Raw genomic sequence first — 20,528 nt, forward strand, 5'->3', positions numbered from 1 at the left:
GGGGGAGAAACGTTGAAACCAAAAAAAGTGATGAATCTGGCCACGCTTATTAACGGCATCGGCGTATTTTTATTTATTTTAGCCAGTGTCCCGAACTGGATTCCCGCGATTTTATGCTTGTTTGGGTGCGCGCTGCTCGTGTTTCGCAAACAGGCAGCAGACTGGTGGAATAAAAATATTACTAAAGAACCGGAGCAATGAAGGCAGCTGCGCTTGAGCGGCTGCCTTTTGGATTCACGCCTTACGGGCGTAGGTCCATTTGCGCCACAGATATTCCATTGGCCCCTGGGAAAATTTCTTCACATACCAATGGCTGCCGGCGAGCTGGAAAATATAAATGATTAACGCTGCAATAAACCCGCCAGTAACAGAAACCTCCCCGAACAGCCCCAGGCCGTAGCCATGAAACAAGAGAACAGCAATAATAGTCTGCAGCAGGTAGTTTGTTAAAGCGAGTCTCCCCATGGAGGCGAATGGAAGCAGAAGCCGGCGCAGTCCTGGTTTTTTTACGGCCAGCACAAACGACGACACGTAACACAGCATCATCACTGGTCCGGCGATATAATTCAAACCATCTCCGAGCCCGGTGCTGATACCGCCGGGAAGGGCTGTCCATTCCTGTTTAAGTGCTGTAACGGCGGCATTCAGGGCAAGGCCGAGCCACAGGCTGTGTACCCAGAGGCGCTTCCATGACTTTATATGAAACGCGGCTTCTGTAAACATGCTCCGGCGTCCAAAATAAAAGCCGATGAGAAATAATCCAAGAATGAAAGGCACAGAAAACGGAAGCTGAAGCAGAACGAATACGACTTCATTGCTCAGCCGGTAGGATAAAATATCGACGTAGGAGCCGTTTCTCATTACAGAAATTCCCGAAGCAACTGACTGCTCGGCGGAGGCCCCGGGGTTCATTGAGGCAGTCCCCGCGGAGGCTGCAGTTAACAGGAGGGTCATAAAGACTCCCGAAGCAAGGATAAGTCCGAGAGCCCATGCTAAAACTGCTTTACTGCTTCTATAAATAAACATAAGCAGAAAGAAGCCAGTCACCGCGTATAAGTGAAGAATATCGCCGGACCATAAAAATACGAGATGAATTATGCCGGTAAACAGTAAAAAAAGAAGCCGGCGCTGAAAAATACGGTCAGCGGAAAGGTTTTTTTCTACCAGACGCTTGTGGAACATATAGAATCCGAGCCCGAATAAAAAAGAAAACAGGGGATAAAATTTTCCAATCACAAAAAAGTCCAGCAGCGTATTAATAGCTTGATCGGCTGCTGTAGTTTCCGTCAGACTGGTATTTATCATATCTGCGTACTGGCTGAAGCCTAAAGCTTTAAAGGCGGCCATATTTGCCAGTATAATGCCGAGCAGGGCAAAGCCTCTCAGCATATCGATCGTATGTATACGTTCTTTTAGAGATACCGCCTGGGCCATCTGATTTCCTCCTTCTTAGGAACTGGATCCAGTATACCAAACCTACGTACAGAGAAAGGAAAGGTTGCGGTAATTCTTTAAAGAAAGATTACACGGGAAAAAATGAGGGTAGTAAAGAAGTATGGTAAATATGTTATTTCTCTACAGCTCTGTATAACGTTAAATGTACAGGGCTTTTATTCATAAATAACTATCAATCAAAGTAAATACAGAAAAGGAGAGATACATTGAGAACAATAGAAATTAATATTCAGGAAGATGAAATGCACGGCACGATTGATGAAACACACAAGTTCACGTTCAGAAAAATGGAAAACCGGTCTAAAAAAACATTTCCCTTTGGTTTATTTAAAGGACATGCAAAGGAACATTCAAATGCTGCGTACCTTGAAATTTATCAGGAAGAAAACCGGATGCTTTACTGGGAGCTTGAAGATTTTCAGGATAAGGACTCTCTTGTTTTTACCCGGGAAGGACTGCTCGAAGAAGGGGAATGGAAGCCGGAAGAACTTACGCTTGAGGGACTCCGTGTAGAATTTTACGAACCGGAATTATAACGCTTCGTACATAACAGGAAACAGCTTCTAAAGCTATACCTCCGCGTTCTTGTTATAGTAGTGGTTTGATACTTGGTTTTTTGGTTGGACTGCTGATCGGAGCTGTTTTTTGCCGTGATTTTTTTCATAAAACCCAGCCGGCTGCTCGCCGGTGAACGCAGGAATCGTTTCGATGTACGGAGTATGAAATGAATATGGAAAAAGAACCGGTGCTAAAAACAGTCTCCGGTTTTTTCTGTAGGTTTATTTTAATAAAATGCAAATTAAACGCAGATTATCGAAATTAAATGATTGAATGAAGCGCATGGGCGGGAAAGAGATAATAGAATATCATTTATCAAGGTGGTATTTTGTAGGCACAATGGCCGGCCTTCCCGGGGAGGTAGGCCTTTATTTTGCAATTCATACATAGATCTTTTTTTGAGATCTTTAAATTTAGCCGATATATATTAAGAGGAGGAGAGGGCATGGCGGAAAATTACTCAAGTGAAGACCTGCAGGAGCAACAGAAGCAGTTGGGAAGCTACCTTGGAAAGTTATTAAGGGATCACTTTGGGAAGGGACCTGAATCGGTCTACGTCAGCATTGATCCTCATTGCATCGTAATGCATATCCGTAAATTTCTGTCTCCGATGGAGCAGGTTATCATGGGACAGAGAAACCAGGAAGCTGTCGAAGAGCTCCGGGAGACAATGATGGAGCAGATCCTTCCTGAAGTGAAGCATTACCTGTCAAGGATCGCAGATATAGACGGCTGGGAGTTTTATTTTGACTGGAATATCGAAAACCGGTCGGGCATGATTACTGCCCTGAATTCGCAGGAATTAAAAATTAATAAAGACCAAAAACGACCGGAATACGAAGAAAATATCAAAAGAAAAGTAAACGACGTCAGTGCCAAAACAGAAAAAATTCCTGATGACATCGCGATGTACCAGATCAATGAACGAACATTAATAGCTGCTAGGACAGGCATTTTAATACTGATTGAAAAAGAATTAATCAATCAGGGTCACGGAGCGAATCTGAAAACGGCGAAGCGCCACCTGGAAAAACAGCTGTTAAACGAAATACGCTTTGATCGTCTGTTCGGGACGAAGGTACATGATATTTTTGTGGACTGGGATTTTTACAACGACACAAGTGTCGTAGTGTTTGTTACGGACCCGGTGACGGAAGCGAAATAACTGTAGGATATATGTAAAAGGCCATGCTGGAATAATCCGGCATGGCTTTTTTGTATGTCTGTCGGATTAATGGGCGGGACGCTCGACAGTACCAAGTCTTAGCAGGTTGCTGCCTTCTTTGTTCAATGGGGAGCCGGGACGAAGAGTGCCACGGAAACATTACTCAAGGGGGGAAGTAATAGTTTTTCCTATTATAAAAAAAATGTAAATTAAAATAAATTGAATGTAAGAACTGAAATTTGAATATATAAAAAAGAATGTAAGGTTCTCTCCCATAAATACAATCTTAGTGGTTTTTATATGGTTTTATATAACATATAAAAAGAAAATGGGAGTGGGGAAATGAAAGAAATAAAAGATTTACAGGAGTCTGTACCAGCAGACAGTGCAGAAAAAGTCTCTATAACTTGGGGAGAAAAATTGAAGGCTCTCGGCCCAGCTGCTATTGTAGCTGCTTGCATTTTAGGTCCGGGAACAATTACTACTGTCTCTGTAGCGGGGGCGAGTTATGGTTTTCAAGTAATGTGGATTTTAGTCATAGCATCTTTAGCAGCTTATTTTTTTCAGCGGCCAGTAGTGAAATTTACAGTGCAAACCCGAATGGCAGCGATGGAAGGTATTCGCGAATATATGGGAAAGGGATGGGCAATAACGCTTTACATAGCACTTCTTTTAGGTGCAATCGCATTTCAGGCGGGAAATTTTACTGGTGCTGCTCTTGCCTTAAATTTTTTTCTTCCCTCTATATCTGTAGTAGCTTGGGTCAGTATATTAGCTTTAATGGCTTTAGCTATTTCTTGGATTGGCGTTTATAAACTGTTAGAAAATATTAATAGAGTTTTCATCGGGTTGATGGTAGGAGCATTCGTATTGACCGTTTTTGTTTCAGGGCCAAGTATCACTGAGATATTTACTACCGGATTTTCATTTCAAATACCGGAAAGTAATTATTGGTTAATTTTAGCTTTAATTGCGACAACTCTACCGCCAAATACTGCTCTTGGGCTTTCAGCGTTTATTAAGAAAAAATACGAAAATGATTATGTAACCCCGCGAGCGAAACAGATGGCTCTTTCTTATTTCGATCTTCGTACTAATGTAGCAATAACTGCGATAGTAGCTATTTCTATATTAATTTGTGCCGGAGGAGTCATTTACGGCACAGGTGCTGTAATTGAAGGCGCTGGAGATATGGCTTATCAATTAACACCACTACTTGGTCAGTATGCAGGTGTGCTATTTGCAGTTGGACTTTGGGCAGCTGGTTTCTCTTCAGGGTTATTTAATATTTCTGTACAGCCGGCGCTTCTTGGTCAGGCAATGGGCCATTCAGAAGAACCTAAAGCTGTTGCAAATCGACTTATGATGTTGGTGGCAGGCGTCACACCGATTTTGATCGTTTTTGCTTTTGGAGAGACACCTATCCAGTTGATTATGACAGCCCAAGCTTTGAATGGGTTATTGCTTCCAGCTATTGTTGGTTCTATATGGATTTTGTGTAATAAACGTAGATATTTAGGTAAATTAGCTAATAATACATCACAAAATATTATTTATGGTTTAGTAATGTTAATGGTTTGTTTTTTAGCTATTCGCGTATTCTTAAATATCTTTGGTGTTATTTAAGTAAATTAGCCTGTATCGCAAAGCGGTGCAGGCTTTAAATTGCCCGAAATACACTTTTGCTGTGCCCGCACTGCCTGCACTTATAAATGAATTTTGAATTGCTTTCTGGGTCCCGGGCCAACGGCCTGGTATTTATGCAGTTGAATGCGGCAAAGTAAGCTTCTTTCTGTGTTCTTTTTTATGGAAGTAAATAAAAGCAGCAACGATCCAATGATAAATACCAATAGAGCAAAAATATAACCATTTCCGTGTTGAGTAAATAAATATCCAAAAAGCACGAAGCTGATAATAATGAACAAAAATCCCAGGGAATGCAGTCTTTGAATCATAAATATCACACCTTAAATTAGAATATATTTAATATGAATTATCTTCCGTCAAAAGCAGCTTGCAGTAAAAAATCAGGACCGGATTTCCCCGGCCCTGAAGAGTGTTACATTATTAATCCGCTTGAGCCTGATCTATGCATTCCTTTGCCGGCTCTGCTGCAGCAGGAACTTCCACATCTTTGCCGTTTTTATACTTTTGAAGTATAGAAATCAGCTGACCGCGGTTAAAGTCAGAGTCATTGTTGTTTGGATTGCCGTTTGGTACCAGTTCATGGACTTCATCGATAATACATTCTTTTGTGACGTTTTCAACGGGAGCTTCCGGTTCTTCAGCGGCCGGTTCCCCGGCTTCAAGGCTGATCCGCCCCTCTGTTTCATAATCCACGGCGCCTTCCGTTTCCATTAAGAATTCAGCATAGGTGATCATGCTGTTAGTCACAAGCCCGGCATCCGGCTGGATAATTTCCCCTTCGAAATTATAGCCGTCCCCGCCGTCCGCGAGGAAGTTTGGCAGCGCGACCGAGTAGGTTTCCGTGCTTTCGACTGGCTCTCCGTCAATAGTTAGTCCGGCTCCGTTAAATGCTCCGTCTTCGGTCGTATAAACGGTATAGTTCAGCCCGGACGTCTGCAGATCCACCTGCTCATTTCGGTTGTAGGACTGCTCGATTACATTTTCAAGAGCTTCTCCGGTCATATTCATTTCAACGATATTATTTCCAAATGGTTCAATGGAATAAATATCTCTTGCAGTAATATCTCCAGGGTCGATGCCAGCCCGCAGGCCTCCGTTGTTATAAACGGCAACGTCTGTATCTGTGGTGTAGCGCATGGAGTCGGTCCAGAAGTTACCAAGCGGGGCGTCTTCCTCATAGCGGCTGTCTCTCGACAGGCCGGTATTTGTTTCCCCAATCACTTCTCCGAGCAGTTCATCCGCTTCTGCTATATAATCATCTGCTTTCGCCTGAACGTCTTCATTTACCGCTTCTATGTTCTCGATGTCGTGCAGCTGACCTTCAGTGTTTGTTACTTCTCCGGTTTCATCATCAAGGGTAAAGGTCATTTCTCCGATAAAGTCGAGGCTGGAGCCTGCCTGGGCAATAGGTGTGCCATTCACAACGGCCGGCTCTTCAAGGACAGTATGCGTATGGCCGCCAATAATGGCATCAAAAAAATCTACGTCCTCTGCCAGCTGCTCATCTTCACTGTAGCCTATATGAGTAAGGCCGAGAAAAAGGTCTGCGTCTTCTCCAAGGCTTTCGTATGACTCCGCCACCCCTGCGTAATCATTGTCAAAGCTGAGGCCCTCGATGCCATCAGGCGCTGTGGCAGGCGGCGCCTGAGTCAGCCCAAGAAGAGCGATATCGACACCGTTAACGTTAATTTCATCATACGCGGCGGGTTCTTCAATAGGGATCGAGCTGTCTTCGATTGATGTATTGGCACTAATCCACGTGAAATCACTGTCTTCCTCATTTTGGGCGAAGACCTCCTGGCCATAATCGAATTCGTGGTTGCCGATCGTCATAGCTTCAAGTCCGACATCATTCATTAAGTCGACCATAGGAGCCCCATCCTGTAAATCGACTACCGGGTCTCCGCTGAAAATATCCCCGGGGCTGACAAAGACCACGTGATCAGATTCTGTTTTTTTCTCATCAATGTAACCGGCAAGCTTTCCCATATCCTCAATGGAAGAATGAATGTCATTGGCATGAATGACTGTTACCTCTGTTTCCCCCTCTGCTGCACCGGCATGAGCTGCGGGCAGTGCGAAAAAAGCGGCAGAAGCGCTGGCAGCAATCCCCCATCGTAAATATGAATGGTTCATGTAATTCCCCCTATATGTATAAAAGATCTTATTAAAATGTAAGAAAATTTTGATCTTTTGCCAATAAGCAGGAGTTACTGCTTGTAAACAATGAGAAAAAGAGAGAGCATGTACCCATGGCGCTGACAGACTTATACGACAGTATTTGACAAAACTCATAACCGTGCCCTCTATTTTTTTACATCCAAAGTCGTGATTCTTTTAGATTATTAAGCCGGCTTTTCTGTCGGTCCGCCTCGCTTAGCCATGAATACGTATGTTACGAGAGCCAGTGCACTCATCAAAAAGATGGTGAGCCCCATCGGAACGGCTGTCTCTTCACCGGCAATCCCGACCATAGGAGCCGTTACGGCACCGAGTACAAACGGCAGAAGACCTAAAAGCGCAGAAGCACTGCCGGCGATATGACTCTGGGTTTCCATCGCAAGGGAAAACGAAGAAGTAGCGACAAAGCCGATAGAAGTAACAAAAAACAGGATAGGCAGCACTATTCCCCAGAGCGGTCCTTCAAAAATAACGACTACAAGCAGGGCCAGTCCGGCCGCAAACGCCATTACAAGACCGGTTTCAAGAAATGTTTTTTCAGGAATAACAGAAGCAAAACGGCCGACCATAAACGTTCCCAGCAGAAGGCCGAGTCCGTTTAAGCCAAACAGAATACTAAATACCTGTGGGGATACGCCGTATATATTTTGATAAATAAACGGAGTGCCGGCTACGTAAGCGAAAATCCCACCGATCATAAATCCCTGGGAGAGAGCGTATCCCGAAAATTGCCGGTCTTTAAGAAGAGAAATAAAATTGCTGAAGGTAGCACCGAGGTTGCTTGGCACCCGGTCGTCTACAGGCAGCGTTTCGCCTAACCGAAACGCCGTAATCAGCAGCAGAATAGTACCGAGTACAGAAAGTGTTAAAAAGATTCCGGGCCAGCTGGTGAAAAGGAGCACTCCGCTCCCAATAGAAGGAGCGAGCAGCGGCACGAGATTGTTGACGAGCATCAACAGGGCAAACAGCTTCGTAAGTTCAGCGCCGTTGCTGACATCGCGGACTATTGCCCGGGAAATAACGAGTCCGGCAGATGCGGCAAAGCCCTGAATAAAACGCCCTGCAATCAATATGAAAATATTCGGTGCAAAAATACAGGCAGCTGAAGCAGCAATATAAACGATCAGGGCGACGATCAGCGGACGGCGGCGTCCGTACACGTCACTGAGGGCTCCGGCGACGAGCTGGCCAACGCCGAGCCCGAGCAGACAGGCTGTTAAACTCAGCTGTACAATAGAGGCACTGGTTTCGTAGGAAGCGGTAATATCAGGAAGGGCGGGAAGGTACATATCAATAGTCAAAGGAATCAGTGCTGCAAGTGCTCCGAGCAGGATAACAAAACGGGCCCGCTTGAAGCCGGTTAATTGGTTCATATGTAGACCGCCTTTCTAAGCGAAAATATAAATAAAGGAAAAAGATTAAACCTGCTTCAGCTTACCTAAAAAAAGTAGAGATGGAAAGTTTTTTGCCCGTCCTCATAAAAAGAGGCCGATTCTACAAGCATAATTTTTTGGAAAATAAGGCGTATGAAGCCGCTTCTCCGTTATAATAAAGATAGATATTGAGGAGGAAAGCGCCATGAAAACAAAATTAAAACACTACGCTCTGCGGCTGACAATTACGGTGAGTGCCGCTATTTTGATTTTGCTGCTTTCACGCTTTTATCTGCATCTCGATCCTGAAGATGTGAAAGGGTGGATGGAAAGCATTGGATTTTTAGGACCGGTCGTTCTGCTGCTTTTATTTGCGATCCGGCCGTACCTGCTGATTCCTCTCCCCGTGTTCGCCATAGCTTCCGGGTTTTTGTTTGGGCACTGGCTGGGCGCCCTCCTTATTTTTCTTGGGGCCGTTCTGGGTGCCTCCGTATCTTTTTTTACGAAAAGACGCAAGGCGGGAGATTTAAACTTAGACGATAAAAATATGGAGGAGCTCGATAAAATCAAGGAAGAGCTCGAGGAACACGGCTTCAAATTTTTATTAATGCTCCGGCTCATCCCGGTGCTTCATTATGATTTATTAACCTCCCTCAGCGCCCGCCTGGATGTAGAATGGCGGCAGTATCTGGGCGCCACTCTGATAGGTACTATACCGAGAGCTGTACTGCTCGGCTTTTTTGGTTCGAGTATTCTTTCCTTTGAGCCGATGAAAATGATTATCCTGGGAATCCTTGCGGTAGTGATAGCTGTGCTCGGCTATGTGCTTAAACGAAGGGTAGAGGACGAATTTAACACCGAAGAGCTAAAAGAAGAAACTAAACAGATGCAGCCGCCGGTATGAATGCAGCCCGGAGGCAGTAAAAAGGAGAGAAAAATATGGATCTGCAGCTTGCAGGAAAAACGGTGCTCGTACTGGCATCAAGCCGGGGCCTTGGAAAAGCATCGGCTGCCGCATTCGCAAAAGAAGGCGCCGACGTCATGATTACTGGCCGCTCGGAGGAAAGTCTGAGAGGAGCAGAAAAAGAGCTTCTGTCTCTAAGCGGCCACGGCCGGGTGGGTTACTATGTGTGCGACATTACGAAAGAGGCGGAGATAAAAGCGCTTGTGGAATACACTGTGGAAGCATTCGGTCCGGTCGATGTGCTCGTTAATAACGCCGGCGGTCCTCCTGCCGGCACGTTTGATGATTTTGATGACGATGACTGGCAGCAGGCGTTTGATTTAAACCTGATGAGCTTTGTACGCGCAATACGCGCAGTGCTGCCTTCAATGAAGCAGAGCGGAGGCGGACGGATTGTCAATATTACGTCTTCTTCGATGAAACAGACGCTGGACAATTTAATTTTATCGAATACATTCCGGGCCGGCCTGATGGGTCTGGCCAAAAGTCTCTCCCAGGAGCTCGCTCCGCACGGCATTCTCATTAATTCCCTGGGTCCTGGAAAAATAGCTACAGACCGGGTGGCAGAGATTGATAAAAAAAAAGCCGGACAGATGAATAAAGGCGCGGAGGAGGTGCGCAGGGACTCGGAAGCAGGCATTCCGCTCGGTCGATACGGGCAGCCGGCAGAGTTTGCTGCGCAGGTCGTTTTTTACGGATCCTTTGCCAACACCTATGTGACCGGCCAGACACTGCTCGTGGACGGCGGGCTGATAAAGGCGCTGTAAAGCTTATACTCTGCGCTGCCGGATAACATTTAAGCCATTTTTCATCAGAAGAAGTCCTAAAGAAAGAATGGGTGGGAAACCAGGGGCGGTTTTCCGGCCTTTACTAAGCCGGGCGAGCTGCTGGTTATACCAGGCAAGCTCCATAATCCCGAGGTTATCAATAAACGGAAGACCGGTTTTGACAGGAACAATCCGTGGGACCGGAGCTTTTGAAAGAAGCCTGGCCGGATAGTCCGGGCACGCAGCCATTGGTCTTGCCAGGCCGATGAAATCGGCTGCACCTGACTGGAGCGCGTTGTCCATCGCGGGACGGGTGCGGAAGCCTCCGGTTAAGATTACCGGCACCTCTGTGGTCTGCTTCAGGCTTTCGGCATATTCGAGGAAATAAGCTTCACGCCGAAGCGTAGAGGCAGAAGCATTTTTTCCGAATAACTCCGGACGTTCGTAAGTGCCTCCGGAGATTTCAATCATATCCACTCCAAGGCGTTCGAGCTCTTTAATTACATACCGGGATTCTTCCTCCGAGAAGCCGGCTTTCATAAAATCCGCACTGTTAATTTTTACTCCAACAGGAAATTCTGGTCCAGTAGCCTCACGAACAGCGTTAAAAATTTCGCGTAAAAAGCGGAAACGGTTGTTAATCGAACCGCCCCATTCGTCGGTCCGCTGATTATGACGGGGCGAGAGAAACTGGCTGATCAAGTAGCCATGGGCGGCGTGAATCTGAACGCCGGTAAAGCCGGCATGTTTGGCCAGGGAGGCGGTATGGGAAAACTGCCGGATGATTGTTTTTATTTCTGGATGCGTTAGAGCCCGGGCGTCGGGAAAGAAGCGCTGAATCCCTGAGTCAAACGGTACAGCCGAAGGGGCGACGGCTTCACGGGCCACGCCTTTTGGTACCTGTTTGCCCGGGTGATTAATCTGCATCCATAAATGGGTATCATTATGCGTGCCGGCACGGGCCCAGGCGCGGAACAGGCCAAGCTGCTTTTCGCTCTCAAGCACGACGTTTCCCGGCTCCCCAAGCGCCTGCTGATTTATCATCACGTTCCCGGTAATCAGTAAGCCTGCCCCTCCTTTAGCCCATGTGTGGTACAGCCGGAAGATGTCAGCATCCGGCAGGTGGGCTCTTGTAGCGAGGCCTTCGCTCATGGCTGATTTAACGAACCGGTTTTTAAATGTCACATTTTTATTATGTAATGTAAACGGGGAAGCGGCGGTAACGTCTGTCAACGAGATCCTCTCCTTACTATTCGAATGGGTTGGGAAAAATTAAGCGGAGCGCGTCACAGATGCGCTCCGCTTGTTTTATTACTGCTCGTGGGAAATAACAATTTTGCCGAAAAAGTTTTGGCTCTTCATATGGCGGTAGGCCTCCTGGGCCTGTTCAAATGGATAGACCGTATCAATGACCGGTGTCAGCTGATGGGCAGCGATTGCACGGTTCATGGATTCAAACATGTCCCGGCTGCCGACACCGATCGTTCTTGTGGAAGCTTTTCCGAACAGGTCGAAGTAATCAATTTTCTCCCCGGTTCTTGTGAGCACGCCGATTAAAGAGAGTTCCTCGCCGGGGGCGACTGCTTCAATGGACTGATGGAATGAAGCGGGACCAACCACTTCGACGACCCGATTGACGCCGCCGTTGGAAAGCTCTTTCGCACGTTTTCCCCAGTCCGGGGTATCGTTGTAGTTGATGATGTTGTTAGAGCCGAGTTCCTCGAGCTTTTCCTCTTTCCAGCTGCTCGAGGTGGTGGAGATAACGCGCAGGCCGAGGATTTTCGCCAGCTGAACGGCGAAGACGGAAACGCCACCGGTGCCAAGCGTCAGAACGGTATCTCCGGGACCGGTTGGAGACGGTCCGTGAAGGGCGTTCCAGGCAGTGACGGCCGCGCATGGAAGCGTGGCTCCCTGCTCGTACGTAAGATGATCAGGCAGACGCACAAGCTCTTCCGGATTGATGACTTTATAATCCGTCAGCCAGCCGTCACTGTGTGTGCCATACGGCTCCATATAGGAAGGACGCTTTCCTCCGAACCATTCCCGTGTGAAATTACCGGCTACCCGATCTCCAACGCGGAAGCGGCGAACGTCTTCGCCTGCTTCGACAATTTCACCGGCCCCGTCCGACAGCTGTACGAGATTATCCCGCAGCTCGCCCGGATAGTTTCCTTCGATCATCGCGAGGTCGCGGTAGTTTAAGGAAGTAGCTTTCACCCGGATAAGCACTTCTCCCCGCTGCACCTGCGGCATGGATTCTTCTGTCATCTCCAGATTTTCTATGCTTCTCGACTCCCGAAGACGAAAAGCCCGGTTTTGTGCTGATGCCATTGTATAGCCTCCTTGGATGTTTGGACTCCTTACTGTTCATTCCCCGGGGAATGATTTTTTAAAAGAGGCGGGCGTGATTTTCAGCAAAAAGTTATACTAAAAGCATGACCGGATATTTTTCTGTGAAAAACAGAGATATTATTACGTTTAATAAAGAAGAAGTCAGTCCCCTATAAAAAAGGAGGTCCGGGGTGCGGAAAAACACAGCTATGACCGAAGTAGAAAATGTGATTGTACACAAGGCAGCAGAGTTCCAGGGGTATACTGTTTTATTTTCGATCCACGGCCAGCGCTTTCAGTTTTTAATAGCCGATGGAAAGCCGCTATTTCCGTTAAATGTCCTTCATACGTTTACTGAAAAGGATATATGCGGCCAGTGTGGAAAAAAGGTGCTGCAGGTGCCGGTAGGCCAGCAGGTATGCAGAGCTCTTCAGCACCGGAAAAAAGAACTGCTCGCCTATATGGAGGAGCATTTCCTGTGGGGACCGGCAGGACATATTTAAATACGCAGGAGGATTAGTATGTACAAACTAATAGCCGTAGATATGGATGGGACTATGCTGAATGATCAGCATGAACTGACGCCGGAGGTGATTCAGGCGGTCCGGAAAGCGAAAGCAGCCGGCATCAAAATCGTCCTGTGTACCGGACGGCCGCTCCCGGGTGTCCAGCGTTATGTCGATCAGCTGTCACTTCGGGAAGAGGGGGACTATATTGCTGTATTTAACGGCGCGCTTGTCCAGGAGACATTCGCAAGCCGGGTCGTCAGTCAGCTCGATATGCTGTATGAAGACGTTATGGAGCTTGAGCATCTGAGCCGGGAGCTGCCCATAGCTATGCAGTACTTTAGTGAAAAGCATATTTACACGCCGCAAAAGGATATTGATAAATACACGGTGCTTGACGCTTACTTAAATAATATACCTTTACGCGTGCGCATGCTTGAAGAGGTCGGACCATCTGTGGCACTGCCGAAGGTGATGTTTGTCGGCGAGAAAGATGACATTGACCAAACAGAGCTTTTACTGCCGGAGAAAATTAAAGCGAGAAATGAAATCATGCGCAGCACACCACATTTTTTGGAATTTCTCCATCCAAAAGCAAGTAAGGGCAACGCAGTGATGGATCTGGCGGCCCGGCTCGGCATCGCCCGGGAGGAGGTAATGTGTATCGGAGATAACGGCAACGATTTATCTATGATAGAGGCAGCAGGGTGCGGGGTGGCGATGGGAAATGCCATTCCGGAAATCAAGGCAGCAGCTGATATTATTACACTGACAAACAATGAAAATGGGGTGGCAGAGGCCATTAACAATGTGCTGCTGGAGTCCCGTTAAGTAAAAAAGCCTTTATTCCGCGCGGAATAAAGGCTTTACTTGTATTTCCCGGGAAATCGGGATTATTCGAATGGATAGCGGAAATTCCACTGCCGCCGGGATTCGTCCATAAGTGCCATCACATCAGAGGAGTACTGCAGAATAGAGGCATAGTCCCGGCTGGAGACGGACCGTTCCATTTCCCGGATTTCATAATGCAGGGCTTTTGACGTCTCGCCCTGAGTAACGCGCTCGCTTTCTCCGCTTGTATACTCGATGACTGCCTCGTCGGCCCGCGGAAAGTTGTCGACAGTAATTGAGCCTTTATCGCCGGCAATAATCCCTCTCTTAGGAAGCCTGGAGCTGAAGGAAAGCTGGACTGTGGCCATCTGGCCCCGGCTGTTTTTTAAAACGATGCCTGACTGGTCATCGACGCCGCTTCCAGCCATTTCTCCAATGGTAGTTACCTCCTGCGGCTGCTCCTGCAGGAAAAAACGGGCAAAAGATAGGGCGTAAACGCCGATATCAAGCATTGCGCCCCCGGCAAGGTCCGGGTTAAAGAAGCGGTTGGTGGTGTCGTACTCTTTAATAGTACCAAACGTGACGTTAATAGAGCGCACGCTGCCGATTACCCCGTCTGCGATTTTTTGCTGCAGCTTACGGTGAAGCGGATGATAATACAGCGTCATCGCTTCAAGCAGCACCAGGTCCCAGTCTGAAGCAAGTGCCGCCAGTTCATCGAGCTGCTGCTTGTTAACAGTAATGGCCTTCTCGCAAAACACATGCTTCCCGTTTTCAAGGCACTGCCTGGCAATCTCGTAATGATTCGTGTGGGGAGTGGCGATATAGACGATATCAAGCGCTTCGTCTTCTATGAATGTCTCCAGCGAATCAAACGGATGTCCAATGTTAAAATCATCTGCAAAGCCTTTGGCTTTATCCATGGTGCGGGAGCAGACGGAATGAATGCTGCCGTGTTCCTCGTTCAATGCTTCGGCAAATTTTCCGGCAATATTGCCGGTGCCAATGATGCCCCAGTTAAAGCTCATATGCGTCACACCTTTTCGTTTAGTTATTTTACCCGGCTATTATAACGCAGCCGAAGGATGATAAGGAGATAATTTCCAGTTAAACAGTGCAGAATAATTTATTTTGTCTGTTTTCCGCTAATTTTATGGTACGTATCTTCGTGGCAGATAACGAAAAGCTGGGCGTCCTCCGGAATACGTTCGTCGAGCTTATGATTGATATTTAAATCATCGTGGTCTGAAACGAGCGTGGCACCTTCTTCGAGCAGATCCATGTAGGCTTCCCGGTATGTTCCCCACGAGGGGCGTTTAGGTATTTCATACAAATCCTCTCCGTGCTTCTTTGACAAAAGCTGTGACACGATCCTTGAGGTGCCCCGGCTGAAAGCCGAACGGACGGCCAGCTGGGAGATCATTTCTGAGCTGACGATAAATTCATCCACGTCCACATGGGTGAAGTTGTGAATATTATTTCGCTCCTTAACCTCTACGATGGTATAAATACCTTTAAAGTGACGCTGGATATTGGTGGCAATTAATAATGATTTGCCGTCGATATAGGAAGGATCATGAATATATTCTCCGCTGATGGTGATTTCATTGGGGAAAATAAATACCGCCCGGGCTTCACTGATATTTGCCTGCTCGAGTACTTCTTTTTCGGCCGGATTGCCGCGGACGTAAAACAGGCGGTCATGGTGATACGGTGTTTCTTCGTACTGATCGATAAGTACGATCTCAATATTTTTTTCCGTGTTTAAAATTTCCTGAATCGCGATTTTCGCGTGCTTGCTCCAGTCCGCAATGACGATATGATTTTTGCCGTTGTAATCCAATTTTCCCCGCTCCTTTCTGCGGTTGTATACATATATAAAATCAATAATTTTACTGATCACGATAGAGATCAGACCAATGCCGATCATGTACAGAAAAATTCCGTACAGCTTTCCGGGCACTGTCTGCGGAACGTAATCACCAAAGCCGACAGTAGTGACAGAAGTCATGACCCACCAGAAGCCGTTGAACGGGCTGCCGAATTCTTCAGGCTCTATGTAATAGATAGCAAAGGAACTTCCCCCAATCACGAGGGCAGTAATCATAAAAATAACCGCTGTATTTACATTAACCAGACGTTCAAACAATTTATTAAAAAACACCCGGGCCGCCTCCTCTCTGCTAAATTACCATTACCCCTATTCAGGCTGTGAAAATCTAAAATTTTAAAGTAAAAATTTTAGTAAAATATTTATTTCGACTTAGCTTTCCGCTATACTGATAAAAAGAATGAAGGAGGCTATTTCATGGATGCATCGGTATTGAAAGAATTTGAACAACAGTTTTCCCGTCTGGCGGAACGGCTGTTTTTTGCTCCTGGCCGTATTAATGTCATTGGTGAACATACAGATTATAACGGGGGATATGTGTTCCCGTGTGCGATTACAAACGGCACATATGCAGCAGCGGCCGGCCGTAGTGACCGAAAGCTGCGGCTGGTGAGCGGCAATTTTTTAAACGACGGAATGGTAACGCTCTCATTGGACGAGCTTTCGTTTCAGGAGGAACACGGCTGGGCGAATTATCCGAAAGGGATGTTTGCCATTCTGGCAGCGGAAGGCTATCAAGTCGAAACCGGCTATGATATTTATTTTTCCGGTAATATTCCAAACGGGGCCGGCCTATCATCGTCGGCGTCAATTGAGCTGGTTACAGCCGTACTGCTGAATGAGTGGGAGGGCTGGGGACTTCCCGTTAAAACCCTTGTGCAGTACGCCCAGCAGGTGGAAAACGAGTATATCGGCGTTCAGACCGGTATTATGGATCAGTTTGCGATCGGATTTGGCAAAGAAGGACATGCCATGCTGCTTGACTGTGGAACGCTTGAATATGAATACGCTCCGCTTCCGACAGATAAATATACTATTTTGATTATGAACACGAACAAGTCCCGGGAGCTTGCAGGATCAGCCTATAATGAGCGGCGGGCGGAATGTGAAGAAGCACTGGCAGAAATGCAGCAGCACCGGGACATTACGAGCCTTTGTGAGTTAACGGTAGAGGATTGGAATCAGCTCAGCCGGGAGGTAAAAAATGAAACAGTCCGAAAAAGAGCCCGGCACGTTATTCATGAGCACGACCGCACGAAGCAGGCAGCAGCAATGCTGAAGGCGGAAAATTATGAAGCATTTGGCCGGCTGCTTAATGAGTCACACCGCTCGTTAAAGGAGGATTATGAGGTGACCGGTCCCGAACTCGACGCGCTGGCTGAAGCCGCCCAGAAGCAGCCCGGCGTGATTGGTGCCCGGATGACCGGAGCAGGGTTTGGCGGATGCGCGATCGCTTTTGTGGAACATAGCCAGGCCGAAGAGGCAGAGAAAAGTATTGCAGAAGCCTATGAAAAAGAGATAGGCTTCAAACCTTCGTTCTACAAAGCTACTGCCGGCGGGGGAGCACGGGAGCTGGCACGTGCCGGACAAAAGTAAGCGAAAGGAGAGGTTTTATGGCTATACAGGTGGATTCAGCTGTCATGTCGCTCGTCGACTGGGCAGAGGAAAATAAATTAATTCATGCAGAGGATAAGGTGTATGCACGCAATCAACTGCTGCGGGAGCTTCACCTCGAAGCGATTGATGAAAATGCAGCTGGCGGGCCAAAGCCGTTTGAGGAACTGCTCGGGCAGCTCACCTCCTACATGGTGGAGGCAGGGATCGTGGAGGATTTGCTCGACAGGCGGGAACAGGCCAAAGCAGACATCATGAATATTTTCCTTCCCCGGCCTTCTGACGTCCAGCGGACCTTTGAAGAAAAGCACCGCCGGGACCCGGTCGAGGCCACCGATTATTTTTACTGGCTGAGCCGGTTCTCCAACTACATTCAGATGGACCGGGTAGCCAAAAACGTTCATTTCCCGTATGCATCTTCCTATGGGACGGTCGATATTACGATCAATCTCTCCAAACCGGAAAAAGATCCGCGTGATATTGAAGCGGAAAAGCAGAAAAGTGCGCCGGTGTCGTACCCGAAGTGCGTTCTGTGTAAAGAAAATGAAGGATATCCGGGACGGCTCGGCCATCCGGCCCGGTCGAACCACCGGTTAGTCCGGACAGAGCTTGAAGGGGAAACATGGTACCTTCAGTATTCCCCGTATATTTATTACCCGGAGCATTCCATTCTTCTCAGCGAATATCACCGGGATATGAAAATCAACCGGGAAACATTTACCAGGCTTCTTGGGTTTGTTGAGCAGTTTCCGCATTATTTTATGGGTTCAAACGCAGACCTTCCAGTAGTGGGCGGCTCGATTTTATCCCACGATCACTACCAGGGCGGAAGGTATACCTTTGCTTTGGAAAAAGCAGAGCCGGAAACCGTTTTTGAATCAACGAAATATCCGGATTTAACCGTGGAAATTGTTCACTGGCCGATGAGTGTGCTGCGGCTGCGCTCAGAGGAGCAGAAAAGCGTGGTTGAGGCTGCGGAGGCTGTCCGGAAAACATGGCAGGACTATACTGACGCGGAGCTTGAGATAGAAGCCTACTCCAACGGAGAACCGCACAATACAGTAACACCGATTGCACGGAAAAACGGTACGGTCTGGGAAATGGATATAGTGCTGCGCAACAACCGGAAGACAGAGCAGCATCCGTACGGCCTGTTCCATCCCCACGAGGAAGTGCATCATATTAAAAAAGAAAACATCGGACTGATTGAAGTTATGGGACTGGCTGTTCTCCCGGCCAGACTCCTCGGTGAACTCGATCAGATCACTGAATTTGCCGCCGGGCTTGGAGAGCGTGTGCCCGAACAGCACGAAACGTGGGCTGAAGAGCTGCGTGATAAGCTGCAGGGCCAACCGGAAGCTGAAGTACGGCTGGGAGTAGAACAGGCCGTAGGTGAAAAATTTATGGAGGTGCTGCACCATGCCGGCGTTTTCAAGCAGGATGCTTTTGGACGCCGCGGATTCCTCCAGTTTTTGTACACGCTCCCCTTAAAGCTCAAAGAAAAATAAAAGGAAGCTGATGACATGGCAACGATAAAGGATATCGCAAAAGAAGCCGGCGTATCGATAGCCACGGTCTCCCGGGTGTTGAACTATGATGACACACTGTCAGTAGCGGAAAGCACGAAGCAGCGTATTTTCCAGACCGCCGAAGCGCTGAACTATACAAAGCACGCAAAACGCAAACAGGCCGTTCAGGCCCTTACTATCGTTTACTGGTACACCGAACAGGAAGAGCTTGAAGACCTGTATTACCTGTCGATCCGCCTGGGCATTGAAAAGCGCTGCGATGAGCTGGGCATTCGGGCACGGCGCCTGCTGCTTGAAGAATTTTTGGAGCAGGAAACGGCTGAAAGTGAACCGGTCATCGCTGTTGGCAAATTCAGCCCGGAGCAGGCGGCACGTCTGCAGCATGTGAGCACGCAGCTCGTCTTTGTGGATTCTGCTCCTGACGAAGAGACGTTTGACGCCGTTATTGCCGATTTTCAGCGTGTAACGGAAAAAGTTCTTTCTTATCTTCAGGAGCTGGGGCACAAGCGTATCGGCTATCTGGGCGGGCGGGAGTCCTACCCGTCAGAAACCGCAACGATTCCGGATCCGCGGGAAGAGACCTTCCGCCGGCTGATGACTGAAAAAGACCGCCATACGGTGCCCTGGATACGAACGGGCCGCTTTACGGTTCAGGATGGCTATGATTTAACAAAAAACGAACTGGCCGCTGAGGCCGCAGAAACGAGACCGACAGCTCTGTTTGTGGCTAATGACACGATGGCAGTAGGATGCCTGCGCGCGCTTCATGAAGCGCAGATCAGAGTGCCGGAAGACATCAGTGTGGCCAGTGTCAATGATGTCAGTGTCGCTAAATTTGTTTATCCGCCGCTTACGTCCGTGAAGGTTTACACAGAGGTGATGGGGGAGACGGCGGTGGATCTTCTGCTTGAAAGGCTCGATGGACGAAGAACGGTTCCCAAAACGGTGCTTGTAGCCACCGAGCTGCAGAAAAGAGAAAGCTGCGGCCGTGCTTAAACTTTTATGCAGAAAACATATTTCTATTACATCAAAAGGGGTATAAAATAAAAGTAAGCTTTCCATCAATCAGAAAAGGAGCGTGTACGATGAGTGCGAAAAGAGTATTGATCGTGGCCGGTGATGCCGTGGAAGCGCTGGAGGTGTATTACCCTTATTTTCGGTGCATGGAGGAAGGTTTTCATGTGGATCTGGCAGCTGCCAGTGTCAAAAAGCTGCATACGGTAATTCACGACTTTGAAGACTGGGAAACGTATACGGAAAAACCGGGGTACGGCATCGAAGCGAATATCGCTTTTGAAGATGTAAACGTCTCTGATTACGATGCGCTGATCATCCCGGGAGGAAGAGCACCGGAGCACATCCGGATGAACAAGGACCTGCTCGAAATTGTGAAGCATTTCTTTGAAAAGGATAAGCCAATTGCGATTATGTGCCATGGAAGCCTTGTGCTGACACCAATCGCAGAGGTGGCAAAAGGAAGAAAATTGACCGCTTACCAGGCGTGCAAGCCGGAAGTGGAAAGCATGGGCGCAGAGTATATCAATGAAATGGATTATGTGGATAAAAACCTGGTTTCCGGACACGCATGGCCGGATCTGCCTGCCATTATGCGGGAGTTTGTGAAACAGGTAAATGATGCCCCGGTAACAACGTAGGACGGGGCTCGGGCGGGCCGGCTGGATAAGCCGGCTTTTTTTAATGGCTATTCATGCTAAA

At 47.7% G+C, this 20,528-nt stretch carries 19 protein-coding genes; 12 read left to right on the plus strand and 7 right to left on the minus strand.

The genetic code is table 11. The annotated features are described in order from the left end of the window. Window positions 1-12 precede the first annotated feature (12 nt). Complete coding sequence (locus tag ACTRXF_RS03725) at window positions 13-201, plus strand: hypothetical protein (protein ID WP_474277833.1); 189 nt, start codon at window positions 13-15, stop codon at window positions 199-201. A gap of 33 nt (window positions 202-234) precedes the next feature. On the opposite strand, the gene ACTRXF_RS03730 is transcribed toward ACTRXF_RS03725, so the two are convergent. Further along, a complete protein-coding gene (locus ACTRXF_RS03730) occupies window positions 235-1,434 on the minus strand; it encodes a DUF418 domain-containing protein (protein WP_474277835.1) in 1,200 nt (399 codons plus the stop codon). Between the two features lie 227 nt (window positions 1,435-1,661). Here ACTRXF_RS03730 and ACTRXF_RS03735 point away from each other — a divergent pair, with 227 nt between their 5' ends. The 3 genes from ACTRXF_RS03735 (at window position 1,662) to ACTRXF_RS03745 (ending at window position 4,804) form a co-directional block, all read left to right on the plus strand. After that, window positions 1,662-1,991: a hypothetical protein gene (locus ACTRXF_RS03735; protein ID WP_474261335.1), complete on the plus strand. Its 330-nt coding sequence runs from the start codon at window positions 1,662-1,664 to the stop codon at window positions 1,989-1,991. A 467-nt stretch (window positions 1,992-2,458) separates the two neighbouring features. Further along, window positions 2,459-3,178, plus strand: coding sequence for a Na-translocating system protein MpsC family protein (locus tag ACTRXF_RS03740; RefSeq protein ID WP_474277837.1), 720 nt, complete (start codon window positions 2,459-2,461; stop codon window positions 3,176-3,178). A 342-nt stretch (window positions 3,179-3,520) separates the two neighbouring features. Next, on the plus strand, window positions 3,521-4,804 hold the full coding sequence (locus tag ACTRXF_RS03745; protein ID WP_474277839.1) for an Nramp family divalent metal transporter: 1,284 nt from the start codon (window positions 3,521-3,523) through the stop codon (window positions 4,802-4,804). Between the two features lie 441 nt (window positions 4,805-5,245). On the opposite strand, the gene ACTRXF_RS03750 is transcribed toward ACTRXF_RS03745, so the two are convergent. Both ACTRXF_RS03750 and ACTRXF_RS03755 read right to left on the minus strand, forming a co-directional pair. Further along, a complete protein-coding gene (locus ACTRXF_RS03750) occupies window positions 5,246-6,961 on the minus strand; it encodes a bifunctional metallophosphatase/5'-nucleotidase (RefSeq protein WP_474277841.1) in 1,716 nt (571 codons plus the stop codon). A 209-nt stretch (window positions 6,962-7,170) separates the two neighbouring features. Continuing rightward, window positions 7,171-8,379, minus strand: coding sequence for a multidrug effflux MFS transporter (locus ACTRXF_RS03755; protein ID WP_474277843.1), 1,209 nt, complete (start codon window positions 8,377-8,379; stop codon window positions 7,171-7,173). A gap of 205 nt (window positions 8,380-8,584) precedes the next feature. On the opposite strand from ACTRXF_RS03755, the gene ACTRXF_RS03760 reads away from it, so the two are divergent. Together ACTRXF_RS03760 and ACTRXF_RS03765 are read left to right on the plus strand one after the other, a co-directional pair. Then, window positions 8,585-9,283: a TVP38/TMEM64 family protein gene (locus ACTRXF_RS03760; protein WP_474277845.1), complete on the plus strand. Its 699-nt coding sequence runs from the start codon at window positions 8,585-8,587 to the stop codon at window positions 9,281-9,283. Window positions 9,284-9,318: 35 nt separating this feature from the next. Next, the gene (locus tag ACTRXF_RS03765; protein ID WP_474277847.1) at window positions 9,319-10,110 is read left to right on the plus strand and encodes an SDR family oxidoreductase; all 792 of its coding nucleotides are present in this window, start codon (window positions 9,319-9,321) and stop codon (window positions 10,108-10,110) included. Between the two features lie 3 nt (window positions 10,111-10,113). On the opposite strand, the gene ACTRXF_RS03770 is transcribed toward ACTRXF_RS03765, so the two are convergent. Then, window positions 10,114-11,343, minus strand: a complete 1,230-nt coding sequence (locus ACTRXF_RS03770) for an NADH:flavin oxidoreductase/NADH oxidase family protein (protein WP_474261341.1) — start codon at window positions 11,341-11,343, stop codon at window positions 10,114-10,116. A 78-nt stretch (window positions 11,344-11,421) separates the two neighbouring features. Then, entirely contained in the window at window positions 11,422-12,441 is a 1,020-nt protein-coding gene (locus ACTRXF_RS03775; protein ID WP_474277849.1) for a zinc-dependent alcohol dehydrogenase family protein, read from the minus strand. A 191-nt stretch (window positions 12,442-12,632) separates the two neighbouring features. Between ACTRXF_RS03775 and ACTRXF_RS03780 the strand changes: the two genes are divergently transcribed. Further along, the gene (locus tag ACTRXF_RS03780) at window positions 12,633-12,944 is read left to right on the plus strand and encodes a hypothetical protein (protein ID WP_474277851.1); all 312 of its coding nucleotides are present in this window, start codon (window positions 12,633-12,635) and stop codon (window positions 12,942-12,944) included. An 18-nt stretch (window positions 12,945-12,962) separates the two neighbouring features. Next, window positions 12,963-13,778, plus strand: coding sequence for a sugar-phosphatase (gene yidA, locus ACTRXF_RS03785; RefSeq protein ID WP_474277853.1), 816 nt, complete (start codon window positions 12,963-12,965; stop codon window positions 13,776-13,778). Between the two features lie 62 nt (window positions 13,779-13,840). Here yidA and ACTRXF_RS03790 read toward each other — a convergent pair whose 3' ends face one another. Next, complete coding sequence (locus ACTRXF_RS03790) at window positions 13,841-14,806, minus strand: Gfo/Idh/MocA family protein (RefSeq protein ID WP_474277855.1); 966 nt, start codon at window positions 14,804-14,806, stop codon at window positions 13,841-13,843. A 98-nt stretch (window positions 14,807-14,904) separates the two neighbouring features. Beyond that, complete coding sequence (locus ACTRXF_RS03795) at window positions 14,905-15,942, minus strand: potassium channel family protein (protein WP_474277857.1); 1,038 nt, start codon at window positions 15,940-15,942, stop codon at window positions 14,905-14,907. 144 nt (window positions 15,943-16,086) lie between these two features. Between ACTRXF_RS03795 and ACTRXF_RS03800 the strand changes: the two genes are divergently transcribed. The 4 genes from ACTRXF_RS03800 (at window position 16,087) to ACTRXF_RS03815 (ending at window position 20,467) form a co-directional block, all read left to right on the plus strand. After that, a complete protein-coding gene (locus tag ACTRXF_RS03800; RefSeq protein ID WP_474277859.1) occupies window positions 16,087-17,265 on the plus strand; it encodes a galactokinase in 1,179 nt (392 codons plus the stop codon). A 17-nt stretch (window positions 17,266-17,282) separates the two neighbouring features. After that, window positions 17,283-18,791, plus strand: a complete 1,509-nt coding sequence (locus tag ACTRXF_RS03805; protein ID WP_474277861.1) for a UDP-glucose--hexose-1-phosphate uridylyltransferase — start codon at window positions 17,283-17,285, stop codon at window positions 18,789-18,791. Between the two features lie 15 nt (window positions 18,792-18,806). After that, a complete protein-coding gene (locus tag ACTRXF_RS03810; protein WP_474277863.1) occupies window positions 18,807-19,808 on the plus strand; it encodes a LacI family DNA-binding transcriptional regulator in 1,002 nt (333 codons plus the stop codon). Window positions 19,809-19,897: 89 nt separating this feature from the next. Continuing rightward, window positions 19,898-20,467, plus strand: coding sequence for a DJ-1/PfpI family protein (locus ACTRXF_RS03815; RefSeq protein ID WP_322525474.1), 570 nt, complete (start codon window positions 19,898-19,900; stop codon window positions 20,465-20,467). The last annotated feature ends 61 nt before the right edge of the window (window positions 20,468-20,528 follow it).

The organism is Marinococcus sp. LNHM3E3-2.2 (assembly GCF_056034385.1).